Here is a 24,510-nt window from a genome sequence, read left to right as displayed (position 1 = left end):
ATCAGCGCAGGAAGGAGCCGTTGCCGAAGTCCTCGTCGTCGAAGTCGTCCGGCCTGCGACGACCCGGGGACTGCTGCGGGGGCTGGGGGCGGCGCGGCGGCTGGGCGGTGTCCTCGACGGGCGTCCGGATCTCGTTGCGCCCGCCGCCGCGCGCCGGTGGTTCCTCCTCCGGCGGCGGCTCCGGGAAGTGCCTGCGGGCCTGGTCGAGCACGTGCTGAGCGGCCGAATCACCCATGCCGACGGTGTCCTCGACGGCCTGCTGCATCTGCCCGGGGATCTTGGCCTGCGCCTGCTGGACGAGGCGCATGATGTCCGCGCCGAGCCGGGCCATGGGGCGGTTGTCGGCGTTGTCGGCGAGCTGGAGGTCCTGCAGCATCCCGCTGGAGGCGACGGTCACCCGGATCGCGCCATCGCGGGAGGACTCGGTCACCGCGATGTTCTCGACCTGCTGTTGCAGCCGGGTGAACTTCTCGGCCTTCTCCGCCGCGCGGTCCTGCCACTCCCGGACCATCCGCTCGGCGGCGCCGATGTCCCTGCCGAAGTCCTCCGCCACAGCACTCCCCGTCGATCAACTGGCCAGCGGATGAGCACGTTATCAACCGATCGTGTGCCGGTAGACCGGATCCGAACTTTCCCGCCCGAGGCGAGGATCACGCTGTCCGGGAACCCGGAATGTAAGGTCGGGACCGTGACGGGGGGATGGTTCGCTGCGTTGGTTCGGCCGGACAGCAAGCAGCTGACCGAGACCCTCAGGGCCGCCATCCGCGACGGTTCGCTGGCCGCCGGGAGCCGGGTTCCCTCGACCCGCTCGCTCGCCCAGGAGCTCGGGATCGCGCGCGGCACCGTCACCCGGGCCTACGACCAGCTCGCCGCCGAGGGCTTCCTCATCGCCCGGCAGGGCGCGCCCACGGTCGTCGCCGAGCTGCTCGCCACCCCCGCTCCCGAGGAACCCGCACCGGCCGAGCCGGAGCCCGAGGTGGCCCGCTGGGACTTCCGTCCGGGGCGGCCGAACCTGAGCGCCTTCCCGCGCCGGGACTGGCTGGCGGCCAGCCGCCGGGCGCTGCGCGACGCGCCCACCGACGACCTCGACTACGGCGACCCGCAGGGTCACCCGCGGTTGCGGGAGGCCCTGGCCGACTACCTCGCGCGCGAGCGGGCGGTGGCCGCGCCCCCGGCCAACATCATCGTCTGCAACGGCTACACCCAGGCGTTGTCGCTGCTCAGCAATGCCCTCGCGGATCTGGGCGAGACGTCGGTGGACTTCGAGGACCCGTCCGCGCCGCACCTGTGGGACATCCCGGCCGGGTTCGGGATGGCCGTGCACGGCATCCCGGTGGACGCCGAGGGCATCGACGTGTCGCGGCTGCGGAGCCGGGCCGTGGTGGTGACCCCGGCGCACCAGTTCCCGCTCGGCGTGAGCATGAGCTCCGCGCGGCGGACCGAGCTCGCTCGCCGCGCCAAGGACGAGGACCTGCTGGTCATCGACGACGACTACGACGGCGAGTTCCGCTTCGACCGGCAGCCGGTGGGGTCGCTGCAGGGGATGGCGCCCGAGAACGTCGTCTACGCCGGGACGGCGAGCAAGACGCTGGCCCCGGCGCTGCGCCTGGCGTGGCTGGCGCTGCCGTCGCGGCTGGTGGAGCCGGTGCGCGAGCTCAAGCGCAACAGCGGTCTGCACGCACCGCTGTTCGAACAGCTGGCCATGGCAGAGTTGATCTTGTCGGGGGCCTACGATCAGCACGTCCGCCGATCGCGCGCCACCTACCGGCAGCGCCGCGAGCAGCTCGGTGAAGCGCTGCGCGGGATGCGTGCGAACCACCGGCCGCACCCGGCCGGGATCTCGGCGGGCCTGCACGTGACCTTGCAGCTGGATCCGGAAGGACCCGCGGAAGGCGAGGTGCTGGACAGGGCGCGGCGGCACTCGGTGGAACTCCAGGTGCTGGGGCCGCACTGGGTCGCTCCCGGTGCGCACCCGCCCGGCGTGATCGTCGGGTACGCCGCACCCTCGGACCACGCGTTCCGTCCCGCACTGCGAGCGCTGGTCACCGTCCTGGAGCGGTGACTCGATCGGGCGACACTGCGCGTCGCCGCTGTGTCCGTAGCACGAACGGGGAACACTTGTTCTATTCTGGTGTCCCCTCCCGCGATAAACAGGAGACAAGTTGACCGAAGAGCAGACCACCCCGGCCGAGGCCACCGGCTTCGACAGCACCGCCTCCACCGCTGTCGCCACCGAGCCGACCTCGCCCGAGACTCCGGCAGCTCCGGCGCCGGCTGCCGCCGAGACCCCCGCTGAGACTTCCGGGGCTCCTGCCGAGGCCGAAGCGCCGAAGAAGCGCCAGACCCGCAAGAGCTCGGCGAAGAAGACCCGCACGGTCGAGCTCACCCTCACGGTCACCGGCACCGCCGACGGCGAGTGGCAGGCGGAGCTGATGCACCAGGGCAAGCGCGTCGTCCAGGCCCTGCCGGTCGCCGCCGCCGCGGTGTCCAAGGCAGCCGCCGAGCTGAACCCGGAAATCTTCGAGACCATCGAAGGCGTCATCAACGAAGCCCGCCAGCAGCACGAGGCCAAGCTCGCCGAACTCGAGGCCGAGGTCGAGCGGGTCCGCAAGGCCCTCGCCGAGCTCGAAGGCTAACCCGAAGACTCCCGGGGCGCCGTGGTCCCCTCCCAGGCACGGCCCCCTGGACATGAGAAAGCCCCTGCTCAGCAGGGGCTTTTTCATGTCTTGAGTCCTCCGGGCTCGTTGTGGGGTGGGGAAGTTTTCATGAAAACCTCCCCACCCCCACAACGAGCCCGGAGCTGAGGACGGGATCCGGATCGCGCCGGAGTAGTCAACGAAATGATCAAGGGAGGTTCCGGACAGGTCCCACCTGGACTAGCTTCCAGAACCATGACCCAAGCCCCCGTTGAGCAGACCCTGCCCATGCCGAAGATCGAGGCCGAAGCCCTCGCCGACCACTACGACGCCCAGCCCGCCGCGGGCGACGAGCCCGCGGACGAGGACTGACCAGCACGAACCCGGTCACGCGGCCGGGGACGGAGCACAGCAGTCCGCTCCACCCCGCGCCGCTCGTGGCGGCCCCGGAACGAGAAAGAGCCCCTGCCCGGAGGAGTCGGGCAGGGGCTCTCGGCTACTTCACTCGGAACTTCAGCGGTAGTCCCGGCCGAAGTCGTAGTCGTCCAGCGGGACGGCCGCACCGGTGCCGGCGCCGAACACATCCGGGGTGTAGTAGCTGTCGTCGTAGGACGGGATCGCGTAGGCCGCGGCCCGTGCCTCCTCGGTCGGCTGCACCTGGATGTTGCGGTACCGGTTGATGCCCGTACCGGCCGGGATCAACTTACCGATGATCACGTTCTCCTTCAGGCCGACCAGCTTGTCACTCGCGCCCTCGATCGCGGCGTTGGTGAGGATGCGGGTCGTCTCCTGGAAGGAGGCCGCCGACAGCCACGACTCGGTGGCCAGCGACGCCTTGGTGATGCCCATCAGCACCGGACGGCCGGAAGCCGGGTCGCCGCCCTCGGCGACGACGCGGCGGTTCTCCGCCTCGAACTGCGAGCGCTCGACCGGCGAACCGGGCAGGAACTCGGTGGCACCCGAGTCGATGATGATGACCCGGCGCAGCATCTGGCGGACGATGACCTCGACGTGCTTGTCGTGGATGCCCACACCCTGCGACCGGTACACCTCCTGCACCTCGTTCACCAGGTGCAGCTGGGCCTCGCGCGGGCCCATCACGCGCAGCACCTCGTGCGGGTCGACCGCGCCTTCGAGCAGCTGCTGCCCGACCTCGACGTGGTCGCCGTCGGAGATCTGCCGCTCGGTGCCGTCGACCGAGATCGCCGCGAGCCGCTGACGCTTGGACAGCTTGTCGTAGACGATCTCCTCGCCGCCGTCGTCCGGAATGATCGTGATCTTCCAGTAGCGGTCGTTGTCCTCCAGCCGGATGCGGCCGGAGGTGTCGGCGATCGGGGCCTTGCCCTTCGGGACGCGGGCCTCGAACAGCTCCTGCACACGCGGCAGACCGGTGGTGATGTCGTCACCGGCGACACCGCCCTGGTGGAACGTGCGCATCGTCAGCTGCGTACCGGGCTCACCGATGGACTGGGCGGCGACGATGCCGACGGCCTCGCCGACGTCGACCAGCTTGCCGGTGGCCATCGAGCGGCCGTAGCAGACCGAGCAGACGCCCACGCCGGACTCGCAGGTCAGGACGCTGCGGACCTTGACCTTGGTGACCTTGGCGGCGAGCAGCTTCTCGATCGCCGGGTCACCCAGGTCCGAACCGCGGGCCAGCACGATGTTGCCGTCGGCGTCGGTGACGTCCTCGGCGGTCGTGCGGGCGTAGACGCTGGTCTCGACGTGCTGGTGACGCATGATCCGGCCGTCGTGCAGCACCTCGGCGATCGGCATCTTCACACCGCGCTCGGTGCCGCAGTCGGTCTCGCGGACGATGACGTCCTGCGAGACGTCCACCAGACGACGGGTCAGGTAACCCGAGTCGGCGGTGCGCAGCGCCGTGTCCGCCAGACCCTTGCGGGCACCGTGGTTGGAGATGAAGTACTCCAGCACGGACAGGCCCTCGCGGAAGTTCGCCTTGATCGGGCGCGGGATGTACTCACCCTTCGGGTTCGACACCAGACCACGCATACCGGCCAGCTGAACGACCTGGGTCATGTTACCGGCGGCCCCGGACTTCACGATCGTGCTGATCGAGTTGTCCTCGGGGAAGTTGGTCTCCATGGCCTCGGCGACCTCGTCCTTGGCCGCCGTCCAGACCTTGACCAGCTCGGCGTTGCGCTCCTGGTAGGACAGCGCACCGCGGCGGTACCGCTTCTCGACCTGGTCCGCCTTGGCCTCGTAGCTGTCGAGGATCTCGGTCTTGTTCGGCGGCACGACCACGTCGGTGATCGACACGGTCACACCGGAACGGGTGGCCCAGTGGAAACCGGCGTCCTTCAGCTTGTCCAGCGTCTGGGCGACGGTGACCATCGGGTACCGCTCGGCGAGGTCGTTGACGATCGCGGCCTGCTTCTTCTTCGGCAGCAGGTCGTCGACGAACGGGTAGTCCTCCGGCAGCAGCTCGTTGAACCAGACGCGGCCCAGCGTGGTCTCGGCGATCCACTGCTGGCCCGGCTCCCAGCCCTCCGGCATCTGCTCGGCGTTGGGGACCAGGTCCCGCAGCCGGATCTTGACCTTGGCCTGCAGGTCCAGCACGCCGCGGTCGAAGGACATGATCGCCTCGCCGACCGAGGAGAACGCCAGGCCTTCGCCCTTGGCGCCCTCGACCAGGCGGGTCAGGTGGTACAGGCCCGTGACCATGTCCAGACGCGGCATCGCCAGCGGCCGACCGGAGGCCGGCGACAGGATGTTGTTGCTGGACAGCATCAGGACCCGGGCCTCGGCCTGGGCCTCGGCCGACAGCGGCAGGTGGACCGCCATCTGGTCACCGTCGAAGTCCGCGTTGAACGCCTCGCAGACCAGCGGGTGCAGCTGGATGGCCTTGCCCTCCACCAGCTGCGGCTCGAAGGCCTGGATGCCGAGGCGGTGCAGCGTGGGAGCACGGTTGAGCAGCACCGGGTGCTCGGCGATGACCTCTTCCAGCACGTCCCACACCTGCGGGCGCTGGCGCTCCACCATCCGCTTCGCGGACTTGATGTTCTGCGCGTGGTTGAGGTCGACCAGCCGCTTCATGACGAAGGGCTTGAACAGCTCGACGGCCATTTCCTTCGGCAGACCGCACTGGTGCAGCTTCAGCTGCGGGCCGACGACGATGACCGAACGGCCCGAGTAGTCGACTCGCTTGCCCAGCAGGTTCTGGCGGAAACGACCCTGCTTGCCCTTGAGCAGGTCGGACAGCGACTTCAGCGGCCGGTTGCCCGGGCCGGTGACCGGACGCCCGCGACGGCCGTTGTCGAACAGCGCGTCCACGGACTCCTGCAGCATCCGCTTCTCGTTGTTGACGATGATCTCGGGCGCGCCGAGGTCGATCAGTCGCTTGAGGCGGTTGTTGCGGTTGATCACGCGGCGGTACAGGTCGTTGAGGTCGGAGGTCGCGAAGCGACCACCGTCGAGCTGCACCATCGGACGCAGGTCCGGCGGGATGACCGGCACGCAGTTGAGCACCATGCCGCTCGGGTCGTTGCCGGTGGCCTGGAAGGCCGCCACGACCTTGAGCCGCTTGAGGGCGCGCAGCTTCTTCTGGCCCTTGCCGCTGCGGATGGTCTCGCGCAGCGACTCGGCCTCGGCGCCGATGTCGAAGTTCGCCAGCAGCGTCTGGATCGCCTCGGCGCCCATGCCACCGGTGAAGTACTCGCCGTACCGGTCGTAGAGCTCGCGGTAGAGGACCTCGTCGGCGATGAGCTGACGCGGCTCCAGCTTGGTGAAGGTGTCCCAGATCTCGTCGAGCTTGTCGAGCTCGCGCTGCGCGCGGTCGCGCAGCTGCTTCATCTCGCGCTCGGCGCCTTCCTTGACCTTGCGGCGCTGGTCGCTCTTGGCGCCCTCGGCCTCAAGCGCGGCCAGGTCGGTCTCGAGCTTCTGGGCCCGGGCCTCCAGGTCGGCGTCGCGCTGGTCGGCGACGCGCTTGCGCTCGACGCTGATCTCGCTCTCCAGCGTCGACAGGTCGTTGTGCCGCAGCTCGGTGTTCACACCGGTGATCACGTAGGCCGCGAAGTAGATGATCTTCTCGAGGTCCTTCGGGGCCAGGTCCAGCAGGTAGCCCAGCCGCGACGGAACGCCCTTGAAGTACCAGATGTGCGTGACGGCGGCGGCCAGCTCGATGTGGCCCATCCGCTCGCGGCGCACCTTGGCGCGGGTGACCTCGACACCGCAGCGCTCGCAGATGATGCCCTTGAAGCGGACCCGCTTGTACTTACCGCAGTAGCACTCCCAGTCCCGGGTCGGACCGAAGATCTTCTCGCAGAAGAGCCCGTCCTTCTCCGGCTTCAGGGTTCGGTAGTTGATGGTCTCGGGCTTCTTGACCTCGCCGTACGACCACTGGCGGATGTCGTCGGCCGTGGCGAGGCCGATGCGGAGTTCATCGAAGAAGTTGACGTCAAGCACGTCGGGTCTTCTCCCTTGGTCGAATGGTGCTCCTCCCGGTGCCACCGGGGGAAGCGAGTGCCAGGTTGGGTCGGTCGCCGACCCGCGGGAGCAGTCCCGCGGGCCGGCGGCGAGGGTCAGTGAGCGATGTCGTCCACCGACGGGTTCTCGTTGCGCGACAGGTTGATGCCGAGGTTGGCAGCGGCGCGCTCCAGGTCCTCGTCCTCGGTGTCGCGCATCTCGATCGCGGCGCCATCGCTGGAGAGCACCTCGACGTTCAGGCACAGCGACTGAAGCTCCTTCAGCAGCACCTTGAACGACTCCGGGATACCCGGCTCGGGGATGTTCTCGCCCTTGACGATCGCTTCGTAGACCTTGACGCGGCCCACCACGTCGTCGGACTTGATCGTCAACAGTTCCTGCAGGGTGTAGGCCGCACCGTAGGCCTGCATGGCCCAGCACTCCATCTCACCGAAGCGCTGACCACCGAACTGCGCCTTACCGCCCAGCGGCTGCTGGGTGATCATCGAGTACGGGCCGGTGGAACGGGCGTGGATCTTGTCGTCCACCAGGTGCGACAGCTTGAGGATGTACATGTAGCCGACCGCGGTCGGGTACGGGTACGGCTCACCGCTGCGGCCGTCGAACAGCTGCGCCTTGCCGTCGGCGCCGACCATGCGGTCGCCGTCGCGGTTCGGCTTCGTCGAGGCGAGCAGACCGGTGATCTCCTCCTCCCGCACACCGTCGAACACCGGCGTGGCGGTGTTGGTGCCGGGCTCGACGTCGAGCAGCTCCTCCGGCAGGCGCTGGGCCCACTCGGCGTCCGGGTCGATCGTCCAGCCTCGCGACGCGATCCAGCCGAGGTGCGTTTCCAGCACCTGACCGATGTTCATACGACGCGGAACACCGTGGGTGTTCAGGATGATGTCGACCGGGGTGCCGTCGGACAGGAACGGCATGTCCTCGGCGGGCAGGATCTTGCCGATGACGCCCTTGTTGCCGTGGCGGCCGGCGAGCTTGTCACCGTCGGAGATCTTGCGCTTCTGCGCGACGTAGACCCGGACCAGCTGGTTGACGCCCGGGGGCAGCTCGTCGTCGTCCTCGCGGTTGAACACGCGGACGCCGATGACCTTGCCGGTCTCGCCGTGCGGCACCTTCAGGGAGGTGTCGCGGACCTCGCGGGCCTTCTCGCCGAAGATGGCGCGGAGCAGGCGCTCCTCCGGGGTCAGCTCGGTCTCGCCCTTCGGCGTGACCTTGCCGACCAGGATGTCGCCGCCCTGGACCTCGGCACCGATGCGGATGATGCCGCGCTCGTCGAGGTCGGCCAGCACGTCGTCGGAGACGTTCGGGATGTCCCGGGTGATCTCCTCGGCGCCGAGCTTGGTGTCGCGGGCGTCGACCTCGTGCTCCTCGATGTGGATCGAGGTGAGCACGTCGTCCTGCACCAGGCGCTGGCTCAGGATGATCGCGTCCTCGTAGTTGTGCCCCTCCCACGGCATGATCGCCACGAGCAGGTTCTTGCCCAGGGCCATCTCGCCGTTCTCGGTGCACGGACCGTCCGCGATGACCTGACCCGCCTCGATCCGGTCGCCCTCGTTGACGATCGGCTTCTGGTTGATGCAGGTGCCGTGGTTGGACCGGGAGAACTTCTGCATCCGGTACGAGCGGCGGCTGCCGTCGTCGGCCATGATCGTGACGAAGTCCGCGGTCAGCTCCTCGACCACGCCCGCCTTCTCGGCGGTGATCACGTCACCGGCGTCGACCGCGGCGCGGAGCTCCATGCCGGTGCCGACCAGCGGGGACTCGCTGCGCAGCAGCGGCACCGCCTGACGCTGCATGTTCGCACCCATCAGGGCGCGGTTGGCGTCGTCGTGCTCCAGGAACGGGATCATCGCGGTCGCGGCGGAGACCATCTGCCGCGGCGAGACGTCCATGTAGTCGATCTCGTTCGGGGCGAGCAGCTCGACCTCGCCGCCCTTCCGCCGACCCAGGACGCGGTCGTCGACGAAGTTGCCCTCGTCGTCGATCTTGGCGTTCGCCTGCGCCTTGACGTAGCGGTCCTCTTCATCGGCCGTGAGGTAGTCGATCTGGTCGGTGACCCGGCCGTCGATGACCTTGCGGTACGGCGTCTCGATGAAGCCGAACGGGTTGACCCGAGCGAACGTGGCCAGCGAGCCGATCAGACCGATGTTCGGGCCTTCCGGCGTCTCGATCGGGCACATGCGGCCGTAGTGCGAGGGGTGCACGTCTCGGACTTCCATGCCGGCGCGCTCACGGGACAGACCGCCCGGGCCGAGCGCGGAGAGGCGACGCTTGTGCGTCAGACCCGCGATCGGGTTGGTCTGGTCCATGAACTGCGACAGCTGCGAGGTGCCGAAGAACTCCCGGATCGCCGCCGTGATCGGGCGGATGTTGATCAGGGTCTGCGGCGTGATCGCCTCGACGTCCTGCGTGGTCATCCGCTCGCGGACGACGCGCTCCATGCGGGACAGGCCCACCCGGACCTGGTTCTGGATCAGCTCGCCGACGGTGCGGAGGCGGCGGTTGCCGAAGTGGTCGATGTCGTCGACCTCGACCGGGATGTTGTCGCCGGCCTCGTCACCGCGAGCCGCCATCTCGGTCTCGCCCGCGTGCAGGCGGACCAGGTACTCGATGGTGGTGACGATGTCCTCTTCGGTCAGCACGCCGGTCTCGTAGGACTGCGAGAGACCGATCTTCTTGTTGACCTTGTAGCGGCCGACGCGAGCCAGGTCGTAGCGCTTCTCCTTGAAGAACAGGTTCTCCAGGAGGGTCTGCGCGCTCTCCTTCGTCGGCGGCTCGCCCGGGCGCAGCTTGCGGTAGATGTCGAGCAGCGCCTCGTCGGTGCCGCCGGTGTGGTCCTTCTCCAGGGTCGCCATCAGCGTCTCGGAGAAGCCGAAGCGCTCGCGGATGGCCTCGGTGGACCAGCCCAGCGCCTTGAGCAGCACGGTGACCGGCTGGCGGCGCTTGCGGTCGATGCGGACACCGACGGTGTCGCGCTTGTCGACGTCGAACTCCAGCCACGCACCGCGGCTGGGGATGATCTTGACGCTGAAGACGTCCTTGTCGGTGGTCTTGTCGACCGACTGGTCGAAGTAGACACCGGGGGAACGCACGAGCTGAGAGACGACGACCCGCTCGGTTCCGTTGATGATGAAGGTGCCCTTGTCGGTCATCATCGGGAAGTCACCCATGAACACCGTCTGGCTCTTGATCTCGCCAGTGGAGTGGTTGGTGAATTCCGCGGTGACGAACAGCGGGGCGGCGTAGGTCATGTCCTTGTCCGTGCACTCCCCGACGGAGGCCTTGACCTCGTCGAAGCGCGGATCGGAGAAAGACAGCGACATCGATCCGGAGAAGTCCTCGATCGGGGAGATCTCGCTCAGGACCTCCTCAAGACCACCAACCGGATTGTCCTCGCCGGCGTCGACCCGGCGCTGGAACCAGGCCTCGTTACCGACAAGCCATTCGAAGGACTGGATCTGCAGGTCTAGCAGGTTCGGCACGTTCAGCGGTTCGCGGATGTTCGCGAACGAGACCCGCTTGGGTGCCCCAGGGATCCCCGACGTGTAGTTGGAAGCTGCAGAGACCTTGGTCGCGCGGGAGACTGCCAAGATGCGTCCTTCCGGGACTCTGAACTGGCTACAGCCGTGCTCGCCGCAACAAGCGCGCGTCAGGCAAGCGCGCAGATCGCTAGCACAGCTGTCAAGGGTGCAATGGCGCCGACCATCCTACGGTCCAGTGCGGGACAGACCAATAAGAGGGCAGCGCAAAGTAGCAGTCTAGCCGGAAGGACGCCAGCTGTCGAGGGGGCCCACCGATGGCGGCCCAGCCCCGCGTTGAGGACCAGAGTGAACCCGCACGCGCTCTCAGTCAAGAGATCACCGATCGATCACTCTCGTGGCGGAAAACACGATCACCTCACGTGACCGCTGAGAACCCTTTTTAACCTGGTCAGGCGCTTTTGATCATCGTGTGCGGTACTCCCGTCACGCCGTTGGCGAACCCCCTCCGATCGGCTCTTGACAACGCTCTGAACCCTCCTGCGAGTCCACGGAGGAGGGTGGCGCGAGGCCGCGCGGATCACATCGCGCGGTCGTCGAGACCACCCGAGACCACCCGGCGGGTGGGAGGTCCACACGAAAGTGGGCGGTTCGCTCCTCCCTCCGAGGGGGTCGGCGCAATTCCCACCCGCCCCACGCGACCCAATTCGCACACCCGGCGGATTGGGCCGCGCGAAGAAATTCGGGCGTCCCACTTTCGCGATCTTGAAAAGATTGGTCCACGCCAATTCGCGGGACCACCCGAGACCACTCGGGCGGCCCGAGAGGATCTGGAAACGACTGTTCATGATCAACTACGGTGTGTGACGTCGCGCCTCGTGACCTGGACGGCCGTCCCCCGAACGTCGTAGCGAACGAGCCTCGACATCAACGCGGAGCGATGATCATGCTCGCTTGACCGCATCGAGACCACGGGTTGCCTCAAACATTCCCCTACGGGGCTGAACCCGTCGCGCAGAGCTAGTAGTTTCTCCCAACGAAGCTCAGCAATTACATCCAACGGGGGGACGCGCAGCCTCCGGAGGCGATCCCACCGAGTAACACATGGGCTACTCGACAATTACCTCCGCCGGTAACGTGAGATCACCACCGGCCCCCGACCGGTGCCCGGCAGGCCACAGGAGAAACGACCGATGACAGACGATGCAAGCCGCGCGAGCGAGCGGTTCCGCGGGCTGCAGCGTTGGACCGGAGGCCAGGACCAGAGCGGCCCGCAACCCTCGCAATCCAGTTGGTTCGCGCCGGAGGACGACGGCGAGACCACCGGGGAAGCGCCCGACGCGAGATCGGGCGGCCCGCACACCGGCACCAACCCGGGCTACGGGACCAACCCGGGACATGGGACCAACCCGGGCTACGGGACGAATCCGGGAACCGGCGGGCACCGGGCCGTCGGACAGCACCCGGGCCCGCCCAACCCCGGACCGCCCGGGCCGGGGAGTGGTGAGCGTCGCAGCGCCGAGCAGCGCTACGCGGACGCCATCGCGGCGATGAACCAGATCGTCACCAGCCTCGACTTCACCAACCTGCCCTGGGTCACCGAGATCTTCCGCAACACCGCGGGCGTGCTCCGCGCGGACGACCCCGCGCGGGCCGGCGTGCTCAACAACCTCGGCAGCGCCGCGCAGCTGCGCTACGTGCAGAGCCGCGACCTCGCCGATCTCGAGGACGCCATCGGCTACTACCGCTCGGCCACCGACTCGGCGCACTCCGGCGACCGCGACCGCATACTCTACTTCTGCAACCTCGCGCTCGCCCTCACCGACCTCGCGGCCAAGACCGGTCAGCCCCGGATCGCCGCCGACGGCGCGCAGGTCGCCCGCGACGCCGTCGCCCAGACGCCCAAGCGCGACCAGCGGCGGCCGATGGTGCTGCTGCGGCTGGCCAACGCGCTCAAGCTGCACGCCCAGCTCGCCGACTCGCCGGAGTCCGACGAGGAGTCGATCGCGGTGTTCCGGGAGGCCGCCCGGATCTCCCCGGCCTCCGACGCCACCACCTCCGAGCTGCTGATCAACCTCGGCGCCGCGCTGATGCGCCGCTACCAGCGCGGCAGCGACCCCGACGACCTCGACGAGGCGATCAAGCACCTCTCGGCCGGCTCCGGGGCGCTGCCGGACGGCGACACCCGGCGCGGCGGGCTGTGCCGCTACGCCGAGGCGCTGCGGCTGCGCTTCCAGCGCAACGGCGACCTCACCGACCTCAACTCCGCGATCAACGAGCTGATCGGCGTCCTCGGGGTCCTGGAAGGCGGGAACCCGCAGCTCGGCACGGCCGTGTGGCAGCTGTGCGCGGCGACCATCGAGCACGTCGACGCCACCGGCGAGTCCGGGCAGCTGCGCCGCGTGCTGCGGCCGATCACCCCGGCCGTGCGGGCGATGGCCGCCGAGGACACCTCCCGATCGCTGGCGCTGGGCGGCTACGCGATCCTGCTGCGCAGGCACTTCCTGCACGGCGGCGAGGCCAAGGCGCTGGACACCGCGGTCACCGCCGGGGAGGCGTCGGTGGAGGCCGCGGCGCCGTCGCAGCGCGCGCGGATGATCACCGCCCTGAACACGAGCCTGCTGGTGCGCTACGAGCACGGCGAGAGCCGCGACGACCTCGACCGCGCCGCCGACCTCGCGCGCGAGGCGGCCAAGGACGCGGTGCCGCAGACCCAGCAGATCGCGTGGGTCCAGCTCGGCGCCGTGCTCACCCACCGGTTCCAGCGGGCCGGGCGCGCGCAGGACGTCGAGACCGCGATCGAGCTGTTCGACCAGGCCCTGATCGCGATGCCGGAGACCACCCCCGGCCGGGCGGCGGTGTCCATCCAGCTCGGGCTCGCGCTGCAGGCGCTGCACCAGCGCACCGGCCGCAGGCGGTACTACCGGTGGGCGCGCAAGGTGCTCACCGAGGCCGCCGGCCAGGGCAACGCCCCGTCCGAGCAGCGGTTGCGAGCCGCTGCGCTGGCGGGCCGGATCAGCGCGCAGGAACAGCGCTGGTCGGAGGCGCTGGAGTCGTTCACCACCGCCGTCGAGCTGCTGCCGCTGATGACGCGCGGCAAGCGCGTCGTGGCCTCGCCGAGCGCGCAGCAGCGGTGGGCGTCGATCGTGGCGGACGCCGCGGCCAGCGCCATCGAGGCCGGTGAGCCGGACAAGGCCGTGGAGCTCATCGAGCACGGCCGGTCGGCGATCCTGGCCGACTTCCTGCCCAGCGGCGGCGAGCTCGGCGCGCTGCACCGCGACCACCCGGACCTGGCCGACGAGGTCGTGCGGCTGCGGCGGTTGCTGGACCGCCCGGCCGAGGACCCCGACCTCGGCGACGCCGACGACCGGATGCGGCTGGCCGACGCCTGGTCCGCGCTGATCGCCGAGGTGCGCGAGGTTCAGCCCGGGCACCTGCGGGTGCGGCCGTTCTCCGAGCTCAGCGGGGTCGGCGGTGACGGGTCGGTGGCGATCGTCAACCTCAGCCGGTACCGGTCGGACGTGCTGGTGATCTTCGGTGGCCGGGTGCTGACCGTCCCGATCTCGCACGCGACCCCGGACAAGGCCGGTGAGCAGTCGCTGGCGCTGCTGACCGCCGCGCAGCAGGACGACCACGCCACGATGGCCGAGGTGCTGGACTGGACGTGGGTGCGGGTGGTGCGTCCGGTGCTGGACCGGATGGGGTACCTCAACACGCCCGCCGCGGGCGCCCGCTGGCCGCGCGTCTGGTGGAGCTGCTTCGGGGCGGCGGCGTACCTGCCGCTGCACGCCGCGACCGCGCACGCCGGGGCCTCGGCGCTGGACCGGGTCGTGTCCTCGTACACGCCGACGCTGGGCTGCCTGCTGCGCGCCCGCACCCGCCCGGTGCCGGAGGGCGAGGCGCTGGTGGCGGCGGGCTCGGCGGTCCAGGTGTCGCGGGAGCTGCCGCCGCAGAACCAGGTGCTTGCCCGGTTCTGGCCGACCGCGGAGATCGTCTCGACGGAGAGCGCGAGCGCGACCGACGTGCTGCGGATGCTGCCGAACTACCCGTGGGTGCACGTCTGCGAGCCAAGCTCGCAGTTCCCGGCGCAGCCGGCCGCGGGGATGCTGCTGGACCGGGACGGGCAGCGGCCGCTGGGGCTGGTGGAGCTCGGCCAGGTCGCCTTGGACCAGGCGGAGTTCTGCTACCTGGGGCAGGTGGCCACCGCGGCGGATCAGCCGTGCGCGGCGGCGCTGTCGCTGGCCTCGGCGCTCGGGTTCGCCGGGTTCACGCACGTCATCGGCACCCTGTGGGAGGTCGACGCGACGAGCTCGATCGACGCGCACGCGGACTTCTACTCGGAGGTCTTCGGGCAGAACGGCTACGGCACCGACGGCGCGGCCTACGCCCTGCACAACGCCGCCCGGGAGCTCCGCAACGCCCGCCCGAACGACCACGCCACCTGGAGCGCCCACATCCACGTCGGCCCCTGACCCCGCCACCCCGCCGCACCACGGAAGCGCGGAAGGTTGAAGTGCGGAGGGGTGGAAGTCGGTGGGGCTGGGGAGGTGCGGGGGGTTCCCGGCTCACCAGGGGACAGTTTTAGCCATAATCACCCATGATCAATGTCCTTTTTGTCCGGACAATTATGGCTAAAACTGTCCCCTGGTGACGCGCGAGCCCCTCCGGCACCGAGGTTTCGGGGCGGGAGGGGCTCGTGGGGGTCGGTCAGCGGAGGGTGAGGTTGGCGATCTTCCAGGTGTCGCCCTGCTTCTCGGCGGAGACCGAGAGCTGCGCCGGGCCGATGTTGGACTCGCCGGTGTTGGCGCGCATGGCGTGCTGATCGACGAAGACCAGGACCTCGGCGCGGTCGCCCTCCAGGCGGGTCACGCGCTGTTCTTGACCGTGGTCGTGACGATCAGCTGCTGCTGCGGGGCCTGCTGCTTGACCAGGGCGAACAGCTCGTTGTACTTCTGCACGGCCGAGCCGACCAGGAGGTCCTTGGCGGCGTTCTCCGTCTTGGCCGTGTCGTTGAAGTCGTAGGAGAACAGCTTCTGGACGCCGTCGCTGACCTGACCGTTGACCTCGCTGGTCTCGCCCGCCGAGGTCAGCGCCTCGTTGGCGGCCGGGCCGGTGTTGTAGGTCGTGTAGGTCGCTAGGCCGAAGAAGATCGCCAGCGCGAACAGCAGGGCCGTCGCCGCCCACAGCACCCACGGCTTCCCGGACTTCGCCTCGCCCTCGGAAGACTTCGACTCGGCCTCAGCGGATTCAGGTTCCCCGGACGTCGCGGCCGCACCGGACGCGTCGGAGGACTCGTCCTCATCGGACGCCCCGGACTCCTCGGTGGACCCGGACTCGGAAGAACCGGCCCCCTCGGAAGAACCGGAACACCGGAGGAACCGGGCTCCTCAACGGACTCGAGCGTCTCCGACGGCTCGGGCGTCTCCGACGGCTCGGCCGCCTCGGACGAGCCGGACTCCCCCGACGACGCAGCGGCCCCGGACTCCTCCGACCCGGCCGGGGCCTCGGCGGCCTCCGGCTGCTCGGTCACCGCAGTGCCGTTGACCGCCTCGTCCTCCGCCGGGGCGGCGTCGGTCGAGGCGGGCGAGGTGGGGCGCTTGCGCAGGCCGGCGACCTTCGGCCGGCGGGCCGAAGGCTGCCGGTTCGCGCCGGAACGGCGGTTGCTTGGCACTGGCTGTACTCCTCGAATCGCTCTCGGGTGTCGCCGTTCAGCCGACCGGGACGGTGCCCAGTCCGCTGAGCTTCCAGACGTCGCCCTCACGCGTGAGTTCTGCCTGGTAGCGATCCTGCTTGTTGGCCGGGGGCTGGCCCTCGACGGTCACCGTGATCTGCACGACCGCGATCATCCGCGCCTTGCCCGCGTTCTCGTCGAGCTCGGCGATGCCGGCGTCGAGCACGCGCGCCGTGGTGGTGCTCTTCGCCTGCTGGATCCGGGTCGCGTAGTCCTTGCGGCCCTTCTTGACCTCGTCCCGCAGCGGCCCGGTGGAGTAGTCCTCCCACCGCTGCAGGCCGCGGTCGACGTCCTTGTGGTCCAGGGTGTTGAAGTTGATGATCGCTTCCTGGCCCTGCTGCAGCGCCTCGTCGCGCGTCTCGGCGTAGGCGACCGAGGAGTTGTTCAGCGCGAACACCCACAACACCCCGAACACCAGGGCGCACACCAGGCTCACCACGAACAGCACCAGCGACAGCGTGGGCCGCCGGCGAGCGGTCTCGGCTTCTTCGGTCACGTGTTGCCTCTCTTACTGCCCGGGTGCGTTCTGCGCGCCGCGCACGTTGATCGGACTGCCCGGAGGCTCCGCGCAGCGCGCGTCCTTGTTCAGCGGTGCCGGCGACATGTCGGTACCGGTGCGTTCCGGCGTCCCCTCATATCCCTTGGTACACGGCATCGGGTCGAACAGGTTGAGAACCAGTCCGAAGTGAGCGGTGCCATCCCCGGGGACGACGGTGTTGGACACCGCGACCTGCGCCGGGTAGCTGATGAACAGCTGCTCGATGCCGTCCCGGTGCGCCGAGAGCAGTTGCGAGGTCGTGGTGAGGTTCGCCAGCAGCGGGCCGATCCGCGGGTTGTCCTTGATCAGCCCGGACAGCTGCTGGGCCGCGGGCGGCGCCTTCTGGATGACGCCGCGCAGGTCCCCGTCGGACTTCTCCAGGGACTGCGACAGCAGGTTCAGGTCCTTGCTGAACGACTTGATGGCCGAGCCCTGCTCATTCTGCGTGCCCAGGACCGTCTTGCCGTCCTCCAGCAGCTGCACCGTCTGCGGCAGGTGGTTCTGCGCCTGCGTGGTGAACTCGCGAGAGGTGTCCAGGATGGTCTGCAGGTGTCCGCCGTTGTCGCGGAACGCGGTGCCGAGCTCGCTGACGACGGTGCGCAGCGAGTCCTGCGGCACCGACTTGGCGAACCCGTCCAGGTTCATCATCAGGTCCTGGACCGGCAGCGGCGTGGTCGTCCGGGACTCGGCGATGACCGAGCCCTCCTTGAGGTACGGGCCCTTGTCCTGCTTGGGACGCAGGTCCACGTACTGCTCACCGACCGCCGAGCGGTTGGTGACCACGGCCTCCACATCGGACGGGATGGGCGGCGCGCTGTTCTCGATGTCCAGCGGGACCTGCACGCCGTCATCGGTGAGCTTCAGCTCGCCGACCCGGCCGATCGGCACGCCCCGGTAGGTGACCTCGGCGTTCTGGAAGACACCGCCGGTGCTGGCCAGCTGCAGCGCCACCACGTAACCGCGGTTGCCGAAGAGCCGGTCGACACCGGCGTACTTGAATCCGGCGTAGCTGCAACCGATCAGCGCGATCAGCACGAAGCCGATGATCTGGAATCGGGCTCGACGGGTGAGCATCAGTTGTCACCTCCGAACAGCCAGCCCAGCACACCGCCGCCGGATTCCTGCTGCTCCGGCTTCGGCTGGGTCGGTGCGGGTTGCTGCTGCTCCTGTTGCTGACCGTTCAGCGGCAGCGGGACCGAGTCGGGCAGCGGGATCAGCGGCTGCCGGGAGCGCCCGAGGTTGTCCACGATGGTGCTCAGGTTCAGGTCGACCTTGAGGAACAGGTTGTTGTAGTCGCTGCCCCCGATGCCCTGCACCGCGTTGTCCGGGAACGGGAACGTGACCAGGGTTTCCAGCGACTTCGGCAGCGAGTCGCCCGCGGCGGCCAGCTGGTGCAGCGTCGGGGCCAGCTGGTTGAGGTCGTGCACCAGGTCCTCGTGGGACTTGTCGACGACGTCGGTCGCCACGCCCGAGAGCTTGTCCAGCGACTGCAGCATGGTCACCAGCTGCCCGCGCTGCTCGTTGAGCACCTGCAGCCCGGGACCGAGGTCGTTGAGCGCGGTGTCGATGCTGCCGCGCTGCTCGTTGAGCTTGGCCGAGAGCCGGTTGATGCTGTCCAGCGCGCGCACGATGTCGTCGCGCTGCGCGTCGAGCCCGGCGACGAGCTCGTCGAGGTTGTTGAGCAGGCCGCGGATGTCGGACTCGCGTCCGCTCATGGCCTTGTTGAGCTCCTTGGTGATGTCCTGCAGCTGCGCGACACCACCGCCGTTGAGCAGCAGCGACAGCGCGCCGAGGACCTCTTCCACCTCGGGGTTGCGGTTGGTGCGGTCGATCCCGATGGTGTCGCCGTCGGTGAGGCGCCCGGAGGCGGCCTGCGGCGGCGCGGCGAGTTCGACGTACTTCTCACCGAGCAGGCTGGACTGGCGCAGCCGCGCGATGGAGTTCGCGGGCAGCTTCACGTCGCCGTTGACGGTGACGGTCACCTCGGCGTCCCAGCTGCCGGGCGCCAGGCTGATGTTGGAGACCTTGCCGACGGCGACGTCGTTGACCCGCACGCCCGCGTTGGGCACCAGGTCGAGGACGTCGGCGAAGTGGACCTTCACGTCGTACGGGCGGTCGCCGACGTCGGCCCCGCCGGGCAGCGGCATGTCGTAGACGCCGCGCGAGGAGCACCCCGACAGCGCCAGCAGGCCGACGGTCGCCACCGCACCCACCTTGACCGCGGAGGAGCGGTTGAACACGGATCGCACGAACCGCGAGATCACTGGCCACCTCCGGCGGGCTGGAGTCCGTTGGTCAGCGGCAGCGGCAACGGCGGCAGCGTGCCGTTCTGCACCGAGTTGAGCGTCTGGGCCAGCGTCGGCAGCTTCTCGGTGCCGCCGAGCACCGGCTTCAGCGCGTCGCAGGCGCTGCTGACCTCGATCGGGACCTGCTGCGGCGTGGACTGGTCGAGCAGCTTGCACACCGACACCAGCGGCGGCTGGTTGAGCTCGTTGAACATCGCCCGCTGGTCCAGCGTCCCGGAGGCGCCGTTGTAGGTGTTGTTCAGGTTGCTCATCGCCAGCGGCGCGGTGGTCAGCGACTCGTTGAGCGCTTCCTTCTGCTTGACCAGCACCGCGGCGACGTCGTGCAGCTGGCTGACGTTGGACTGCAGCAGCCCGCGGTTGTCGCGCACGAACGACTCGACCTTGCCCAAGGCCACCGACAGCTCGGCCAGCGCGGCGCTCATGTCGTTGCGCTCGCCGGCGAGGTTGCTGCTGACCTCTTCCATCTGCGTGTTGAACCGGCGCATCTGGTCGTCGTTGTCGGCCAGCATCCCGGTGAACTTCTGCAGGTTGTCGACGGTCTTGAACAGCTCCTCGCTGTTCCCGGACATCGTCGTGCCCGCCTCGCCGAGGTTGCGGAGGGTTTCCGACAGCGCCTTGCCGTTCCCTTCGAGGTTGGCGGCACCGGTGTTGAGCAGGTCGGTCAGCGCGCCGTTCTTGTTGGCGCCGTTGGGGCCCAGGGCCTGGGTGAGGTCGTTGAGGCTGCGGTAGATGTTGTCCAGCTCGACCGGGGTCGCGGTCTTGTCGGCCGGGATCACCGCGTTGTCACCGAGTTTCGGGCCTCCCTTGTAGACCGGCGCGAACTGCACGTACCGGTCGGAGACGATGCTGGGCGAGACCGCGACCAGGTTCGCGTCGGCCGGGATCGCGGTGTCGCGGTCCACGCTGAGCACGACCTTGACCTGCTTGCCCTGCGGCGTGACCTCGTCGATGGTGCCGACCGGCACGCCGAGGATCCGCACGTCGCCGCCCGGGTAGAGGCCGACGGCCGCGTCGAAGTAGGCGGTGACCTTGCGCTCGGCCGCTCCGTAGAACAGCCACCAGCCGCCGACCGCGCCGAGCAGCACGACCACGATCCCGATGGTGAGGATCTTGGCGAGGTTGGAGCTCTTCGAGGGTGCGTTCGTCATTGCTTGCAACCCTCCTGGTTGATCGGCCCGACGGCGGGCGGCAGCAGACCGCAGATGTAGGTGTCGAACCAGTGCCCGCTGCCGAGCACGTTGGAGAACAGCCGCGTGAACGGAGCGAAGGTGTTGAGGCTCTTGTCCAGGTTGGCCTGGTTGCGCTGCAGCATCTTGGTCACCTTGTCCAGCTGTTCCAGCGTCGGCTTGAGCTGGGCCTGGTTGTCGTCGACCAGACCGGTCAGCTGCTGCGACAGCTCCTGGGTGCCGGTCAGCAGCGAGGAGATCGAGTCGCGGCGCGCCCGCAGCTCCTGCAGCAGCAGGTTGCCGTCGGAGAGCAGCTTCTCGAAGTCCTCGTTGCGGTCGGCGAGCTGCTGCGAGACCTGCGTGGTGTTGTTGAGCAGGTGCTCGATCTGCTCGTCGCGCGACGAGATCGTCTGCGACAGCTGGGAGAGCCCGTTCAGGGCGCCGCTGACCTCACCGGGGGTGTCCTTGAACGTGCTCGACAGCGTCTCGAAGCTCTTGGCGAGCTGCTGGGTGTCGATCTGGTCGACGTTCTTGGACAGGTCGCTGAACGCGTCGATGACGTCGTAGGGCGACATCGTGCGGTTCAGCGGGATCGGCTGGTCCTCGTCCATCGGCTTGGAGCCCTGCGGGTCCAGCGCCAGGTACTTCTGGCCGAGCAGCGTCTTGACCTTGATCGCCGCCGTGGTGTGGTCGCCCAGCTCGGCGTCGGAGACCCGGAAGCTGACCAGCACCCGGTCGCCCTTGAGCTCGACGTCGGAGACCGAGCCGACCTTCACGCCCGCGACGCGGACCTCGTTGTCCGCCCGCAGGCCCGCGGCCTCGGAGAACTCCGCGGTGTAGGTGGTGCCGCTGATGAACGGCAACCGCTCGTAGTTCGCGGCCAGCAGGAACAGCACCACCAGCACCAGGATGCCGGCGACGCCGATCTTGAGCGGATCGCGCTTGGAGAAGGAACTCATCGCTGACACCTCGGCTGGGTCACGGGCGCCAGCGGCAGCGGCAGGTTGATGTCGCCGACGCCGACGTTGCCGGAGGTCTGGCACAGGAAGAAGTTGAACCACGACCCGTGCGAGGCGGTGCGGGACAGGCTCTCGAGCTTGTTCGGCATGTTGTGCAGCACCCGGTCCACCAGCTGCTCGTGGCCGTTGAGGTTCTGCGACAGCTGACCGAGACCGTCGATGTCGGCCTGCAGCCCCGGCCTGGCGTCCTGCAGGAGCCCGGCGGTGGTGTTGGTCAGCCCGTCCATCGCGGTGATCGCGCTGCCGATGGAGTCGCGGTCCTCGGCGAGCCCGGACACCACCTGCCGCAGCTGGCCCACCAGCTCGGAGAGCCGCTGGTCGCGGGCGTTGACGGTGTCGAGCACGCCGTTGAGGTTGTTGATGACCTCGCCGATCACCTGGTCGCGGGAGGCGATGGTGGTGGTCAGCGACGCCGTGTGGGACAGCAGGCTCTCGACCGTGCCGCCCTCGCCCTGCAGGACCTGGATGATCTCGTAGGACAGCTTGTTGACGTCGTCCGGGTTGAGCGCCTGGAACAGCGGCTTGAAACCGCCGAGCAGCACCGTCAGGTCCAGCGCGGGCTTGGTCCGGTCCAGCGGGATCGTCTCGCCCGGCGCCAGGTACCCACCTCGGACGGTGCGACCAGGGGCCGCGGCGGCGCCGCCGTTGCCGGTGGGCGTGGCGCCCTGTTCGAGCGCGATGTAGCGCTGCCCCACCAGGTTCCGGTACTTGATGGTCGCGGTCACCGACGAGGGCAGGCGCCGGTCGGCGACGTTGAACTCGACCTCGGCGACCTTGTTGTCGACCAGCTCGATGTCCTCGATCTCGCCGACCTTCACGCCCGAGATCCGCACCTCGTCGCCCACGTTGAGCGCGGTGACGTCGGTGAACCGGGCCTTGTAGGAGCTCGCCGAGCGCAGGTCCTGGTTCGCGATGGTCATGATCAGCAGGCCGGTGGCCAGCGAGGTGATCACCACGAAGATCAGGAACTTGGTCAGCGGTCCGCGAATGCTGATCCCGTTCATCGGTAGCTCACCTCCGCGCCTCGCAGCACCGGTCCGACGAGCAGGCCACCCCAGTCGGGCACCTCCGAGGAGGGCCTGCCCAGGGCCGGGGCCAGCACCGTGGCCACCATGTCGCGCTCAGCGGGCGAGTTCACCCACTGCGTCGCGGTGCCGGCCGGGGTCGACTGCTGGGTGGTGGTCGCCGGCGGGTTCAGGCCGCCGGTCACCGCGCGCGACGGCGCGGGCGGGACCGAGCCGTCCTTGAACGGGCCGTCCGGCGGGTACTCCGGCATCGGGTTCAGGTGCTCCATGAAGTTGTAGCAACGCGGCCCCCGGTGGTCGGCGAACTCGGGTTCGTCCTGGTTGGGGCGGTACTTGCCGCGGTGCGGGGCGATCTCCAGCGTCACGTGCAGGCCGGGCTCGTCGGTGCCCTCGCCGAACGCCTGGCGGATGCGCGGCACGAACTCCGCCATCTCGCCCAGGAAGCACGGGTAGGTCGGCGAGTACCGGGACAGCAGGTCCAGCGTCGGGCGCTGCGCGTCCGCGAGCCGGATGATGTTCTGCCCGTTGTTGTCGAGGAACGTCGTCAGATCACCGGAGGTCGTGGTGACCTGGCCGGTCAGCTTCTGCAGGTTCTGCTTCTGCTCCACCAGGGTCCGGGCCGTGGTGGAGAAGTTGTCCAGCGCGTTGATGACGTCCGGCGCGGCCTCCTCGTAGGTCTGCGCGACCCCGACCAGCTCCTGGAGGTTGTCCCGCAGGTCCGGGATCGCCGGGTTCAGCCCGTCCAGGTAGGTGTTGAGCTGCGACAGCGTGTCGCCGACCTGGTCACCGCGACCCGACAGCGCCTGGTCGAGCGCGTTGAGCGTCGCCGCCAGGTCGTCGGGGTTGACGGCCTGCAGCACCGGCATCGTGTCGGCCAGCACCGTCTCCAGCTCCAGCCCGGCGCGCGTGCGGTCCTGCTCGATGACACCGCCGGCCGCGAGCGTCTTCGACGAGGGCTTGTCGGGCAGCTCCAGCGCCACGTAGCGCTCGCCGAACAGGGTGCGCGGCAGCAGCTGCGCGGAGACGTTCGCCGGGATCGCCTCGGCCTTGTCCGGCTGCAGCGCCAGGTGCAGCTCGGCGCCCTTCCCGACGGACTTCACCTCGACGACCCGGCCCACGACCATGCCGCGGACCTTCACGTCGGAGTCCGGCAGCAGCTGGTTGCCGGTCGAGGCGGCCTTGAGGATGACGTCCGAGGAGGACGTGAAGGACTTGTTGTAGAACGCCAGGCACAGCACGACGAACATGACCATGCTCATCAGCAGCGCCAGACCCATCAGCCTGCGCTTGACCTTGGGGACCGCTCCCTGCGCGCTCATCCGGTGATCCGAACGGTCGTGGTGGTGCCCCAGATGGCGAGGCTCAGGAAGAAGTCCAGCAGCGCGGTGGTGACGATCGCGGTCCGCACCGCACGTCCCACCGCGACGCCGACCCCGGCGGGGCCGCCGCTGGCGCGGTACCCGTAGTAGCAGTGCGTCATGATCACCACCACGCTGAAGATCAGGACCTTCCCGAAGGACCACAGCACGTCCTCGGGAGGCAGGAACAGGTTGAAGTAGTGGTCGTAGGTGCCCGCCGACTGCCCGTAGAGGTAGACGGTGACGGCCCGCGACGCGACGTAGGACGTGAGCAGGCCCAGCACGTACAGCGGCACGACCGCGATGAACCCGGCCATCACGCGGGTGGTCACCAGGTACGGCAGGCTCGGCACGCCCATGACCTCCAGCGCGTCGATCTCATCGGAGATCCGCATCGCGCCGAGCTGGGCGGTGAACCCGGAACCCACCGTCGCCGACAGGGCCAGACCGGCCACCAGCGGCGCGATCTCCCGGGTGTTGAAGTACGCGGAGATGAAGCCGGCGAACGCCGAGGTGCCCAGCTGGTCCAGGGCCGCGAAGCCCTGCAGACCCACGACGGTGCCGGTGAACAGCGTCAGGCCGATCATCACGCCGACCGTGCCGCCGATGACCGCCAGGGCGCCGCTGCCGAAGCTGACCTCGGCCAGCAGGCGCAGCGTTTCCCTGGAGTAGCGGGTGATGGCCCGCGGAATCCACGCCAGCGAGCGGATGTAGAACGACATCTGGTCACCCAGGTCGTCCAGCAGCTCCACCGGCCGTCGGGCCGCGCGCTTCGCGCGCTGCGAGATCGTCACCATGTTCCCATT

The 24,510-nt window shown here is 69.0% G+C and carries 16 protein-coding genes; 3 read left to right on the top strand and 13 right to left on the bottom strand.

Going from position 1 to position 24,510, the window contains the following annotated elements:
• Nucleotide 1: 1 nt before the first annotated feature.
• The gene (locus tag REH65_RS19710) at nucleotides 2-553 is read right to left on the bottom strand and encodes a YbaB/EbfC family nucleoid-associated protein (protein ID WP_406688617.1); all 552 of its coding nucleotides are present in this window, start codon (nucleotides 551-553) and stop codon (nucleotides 2-4) included.
• A gap of 159 nt (nucleotides 554-712) precedes the next feature.
• On the opposite strand from REH65_RS19710, the gene REH65_RS19705 reads away from it, so the two are divergent.
• On the top strand, nucleotides 713-2,062 hold the full coding sequence (locus tag REH65_RS19705; RefSeq protein WP_406688616.1) for a PLP-dependent aminotransferase family protein: 1,350 nt from the start codon (nucleotides 713-715) through the stop codon (nucleotides 2,060-2,062).
• Nucleotides 2,063-2,162: 100 nt separating this feature from the next.
• On the top strand, nucleotides 2,163-2,636 hold the full coding sequence (locus REH65_RS19700; protein ID WP_281455399.1) for a DUF6319 family protein: 474 nt from the start codon (nucleotides 2,163-2,165) through the stop codon (nucleotides 2,634-2,636).
• A gap of 513 nt (nucleotides 2,637-3,149) precedes the next feature.
• Here REH65_RS19700 and REH65_RS19695 read toward each other — a convergent pair.
• Together REH65_RS19695 and rpoB are read right to left on the bottom strand one after the other, a co-directional pair.
• A complete protein-coding gene (locus tag REH65_RS19695; protein ID WP_281455400.1) occupies nucleotides 3,150-7,061 on the bottom strand; it encodes a DNA-directed RNA polymerase subunit beta' in 3,912 nt (1,303 codons plus the stop codon).
• A gap of 116 nt (nucleotides 7,062-7,177) precedes the next feature.
• Entirely contained in the window at nucleotides 7,178-10,672 is a 3,495-nt protein-coding gene (rpoB, locus tag REH65_RS19690; RefSeq protein WP_281455401.1) for a DNA-directed RNA polymerase subunit beta, read from the bottom strand.
• A 1,082-nt stretch (nucleotides 10,673-11,754) separates the two neighbouring features.
• Here rpoB and REH65_RS19685 point away from each other — a divergent pair.
• The gene (locus tag REH65_RS19685; RefSeq protein WP_406688615.1) at nucleotides 11,755-15,033 is read left to right on the top strand and encodes a CHAT domain-containing protein; all 3,279 of its coding nucleotides are present in this window, start codon (nucleotides 11,755-11,757) and stop codon (nucleotides 15,031-15,033) included.
• Nucleotides 15,034-15,268: 235 nt separating this feature from the next.
• Here REH65_RS19685 and REH65_RS19680 read toward each other — a convergent pair whose 3' ends face one another.
• From REH65_RS19680 to REH65_RS19635, 10 genes are all read right to left on the bottom strand, one after another.
• Nucleotides 15,269-15,430, bottom strand: coding sequence for a hypothetical protein (locus tag REH65_RS19680; RefSeq protein WP_406688614.1), 162 nt, complete (start codon nucleotides 15,428-15,430; stop codon nucleotides 15,269-15,271).
• A complete protein-coding gene (locus REH65_RS19675) occupies nucleotides 15,427-15,750 on the bottom strand; it encodes a hypothetical protein (RefSeq protein WP_406688613.1) in 324 nt (107 codons plus the stop codon). Before REH65_RS19675 ends, REH65_RS19680 begins: the two co-directional genes overlap by 4 nt.
• Before the next feature lie 519 nt (nucleotides 15,751-16,269).
• A complete protein-coding gene (locus REH65_RS19670; protein WP_406688612.1) occupies nucleotides 16,270-16,788 on the bottom strand; it encodes a hypothetical protein in 519 nt (172 codons plus the stop codon).
• A gap of 12 nt (nucleotides 16,789-16,800) precedes the next feature.
• The gene (locus tag REH65_RS19665) at nucleotides 16,801-17,904 is read right to left on the bottom strand and encodes an MlaD family protein (RefSeq protein WP_281455405.1); all 1,104 of its coding nucleotides are present in this window, start codon (nucleotides 17,902-17,904) and stop codon (nucleotides 16,801-16,803) included.
• Nucleotides 17,904-19,034 (bottom strand): MCE family protein, encoded by a 1,131-nt coding sequence (locus REH65_RS19660; RefSeq protein ID WP_406688611.1) that lies wholly within the window; start codon nucleotides 19,032-19,034, stop codon nucleotides 17,904-17,906. Before REH65_RS19660 ends, REH65_RS19665 begins: the two co-directional genes overlap by 1 nt.
• 56 nt (nucleotides 19,035-19,090) lie before the next feature.
• A complete protein-coding gene (locus REH65_RS19655) occupies nucleotides 19,091-20,284 on the bottom strand; it encodes an MCE family protein (RefSeq protein WP_281455407.1) in 1,194 nt (397 codons plus the stop codon).
• Nucleotides 20,281-21,261 (bottom strand): MCE family protein, encoded by a 981-nt coding sequence (locus REH65_RS19650; protein ID WP_406688610.1) that lies wholly within the window; start codon nucleotides 21,259-21,261, stop codon nucleotides 20,281-20,283. Before REH65_RS19650 ends, REH65_RS19655 begins: the two co-directional genes overlap by 4 nt.
• Nucleotides 21,258-22,325, bottom strand: a complete 1,068-nt coding sequence (locus REH65_RS19645) for an MCE family protein (protein WP_406688609.1) — start codon at nucleotides 22,323-22,325, stop codon at nucleotides 21,258-21,260. The genes REH65_RS19650 and REH65_RS19645 overlap by 4 nt, the downstream gene beginning before the upstream one ends.
• Nucleotides 22,322-23,665 carry an MCE family protein gene (locus REH65_RS19640; RefSeq protein ID WP_406688608.1) on the bottom strand — a complete coding sequence of 448 codons (1,344 nt, stop codon included), beginning with the start codon at nucleotides 23,663-23,665 and terminating at the stop codon, nucleotides 22,322-22,324. The genes REH65_RS19645 and REH65_RS19640 overlap by 4 nt, the downstream gene beginning before the upstream one ends.
• Entirely contained in the window at nucleotides 23,662-24,501 is an 840-nt protein-coding gene (locus REH65_RS19635; RefSeq protein ID WP_281455411.1) for an ABC transporter permease, read from the bottom strand. The genes REH65_RS19640 and REH65_RS19635 overlap by 4 nt, the downstream gene beginning before the upstream one ends.
• Nucleotides 24,502-24,510 lie beyond the last annotated feature (9 nt).

This window comes from Saccharopolyspora sp. ID03-671, assembly GCF_045278815.1.
GTDB classification, from domain to species: domain Bacteria; phylum Actinomycetota; class Actinomycetes; order Mycobacteriales; family Pseudonocardiaceae; genus Saccharopolyspora; species Saccharopolyspora ipomoeae.
This window is presented reverse-complemented; position numbering and strand designations above follow the sequence as displayed.

Coding starts and splice junctions, on each gene's coding strand:
- REH65_RS19685 (WP_406688615.1), top strand. CDS start 11,755: ATGACAGACGATGCAAGCCGCGCGAGCGAGCGGTTCCGCGGGCTGCAG.
- REH65_RS19665 (WP_281455405.1), bottom strand. CDS start 17,904: ATGCTCACCCGTCGAGCCCGATTCCAGATCATCGGCTTCGTGCTGATC.
- REH65_RS19655 (WP_281455407.1), bottom strand. CDS start 20,284: ATGACGAACGCACCCTCGAAGAGCTCCAACCTCGCCAAGATCCTCACC.
- REH65_RS19650 (WP_406688610.1), bottom strand. CDS start 21,261: ATGAGTTCCTTCTCCAAGCGCGATCCGCTCAAGATCGGCGTCGCCGGC.
- REH65_RS19645 (WP_406688609.1), bottom strand. CDS start 22,325: ATGAACGGGATCAGCATTCGCGGACCGCTGACCAAGTTCCTGATCTTC.
- REH65_RS19640 (WP_406688608.1), bottom strand. CDS start 23,665: ATGAGCGCGCAGGGAGCGGTCCCCAAGGTCAAGCGCAGGCTGATGGGT.
- REH65_RS19635 (WP_281455411.1), bottom strand. CDS start 24,501: ATGGTGACGATCTCGCAGCGCGCGAAGCGCGCGGCCCGACGGCCGGTG.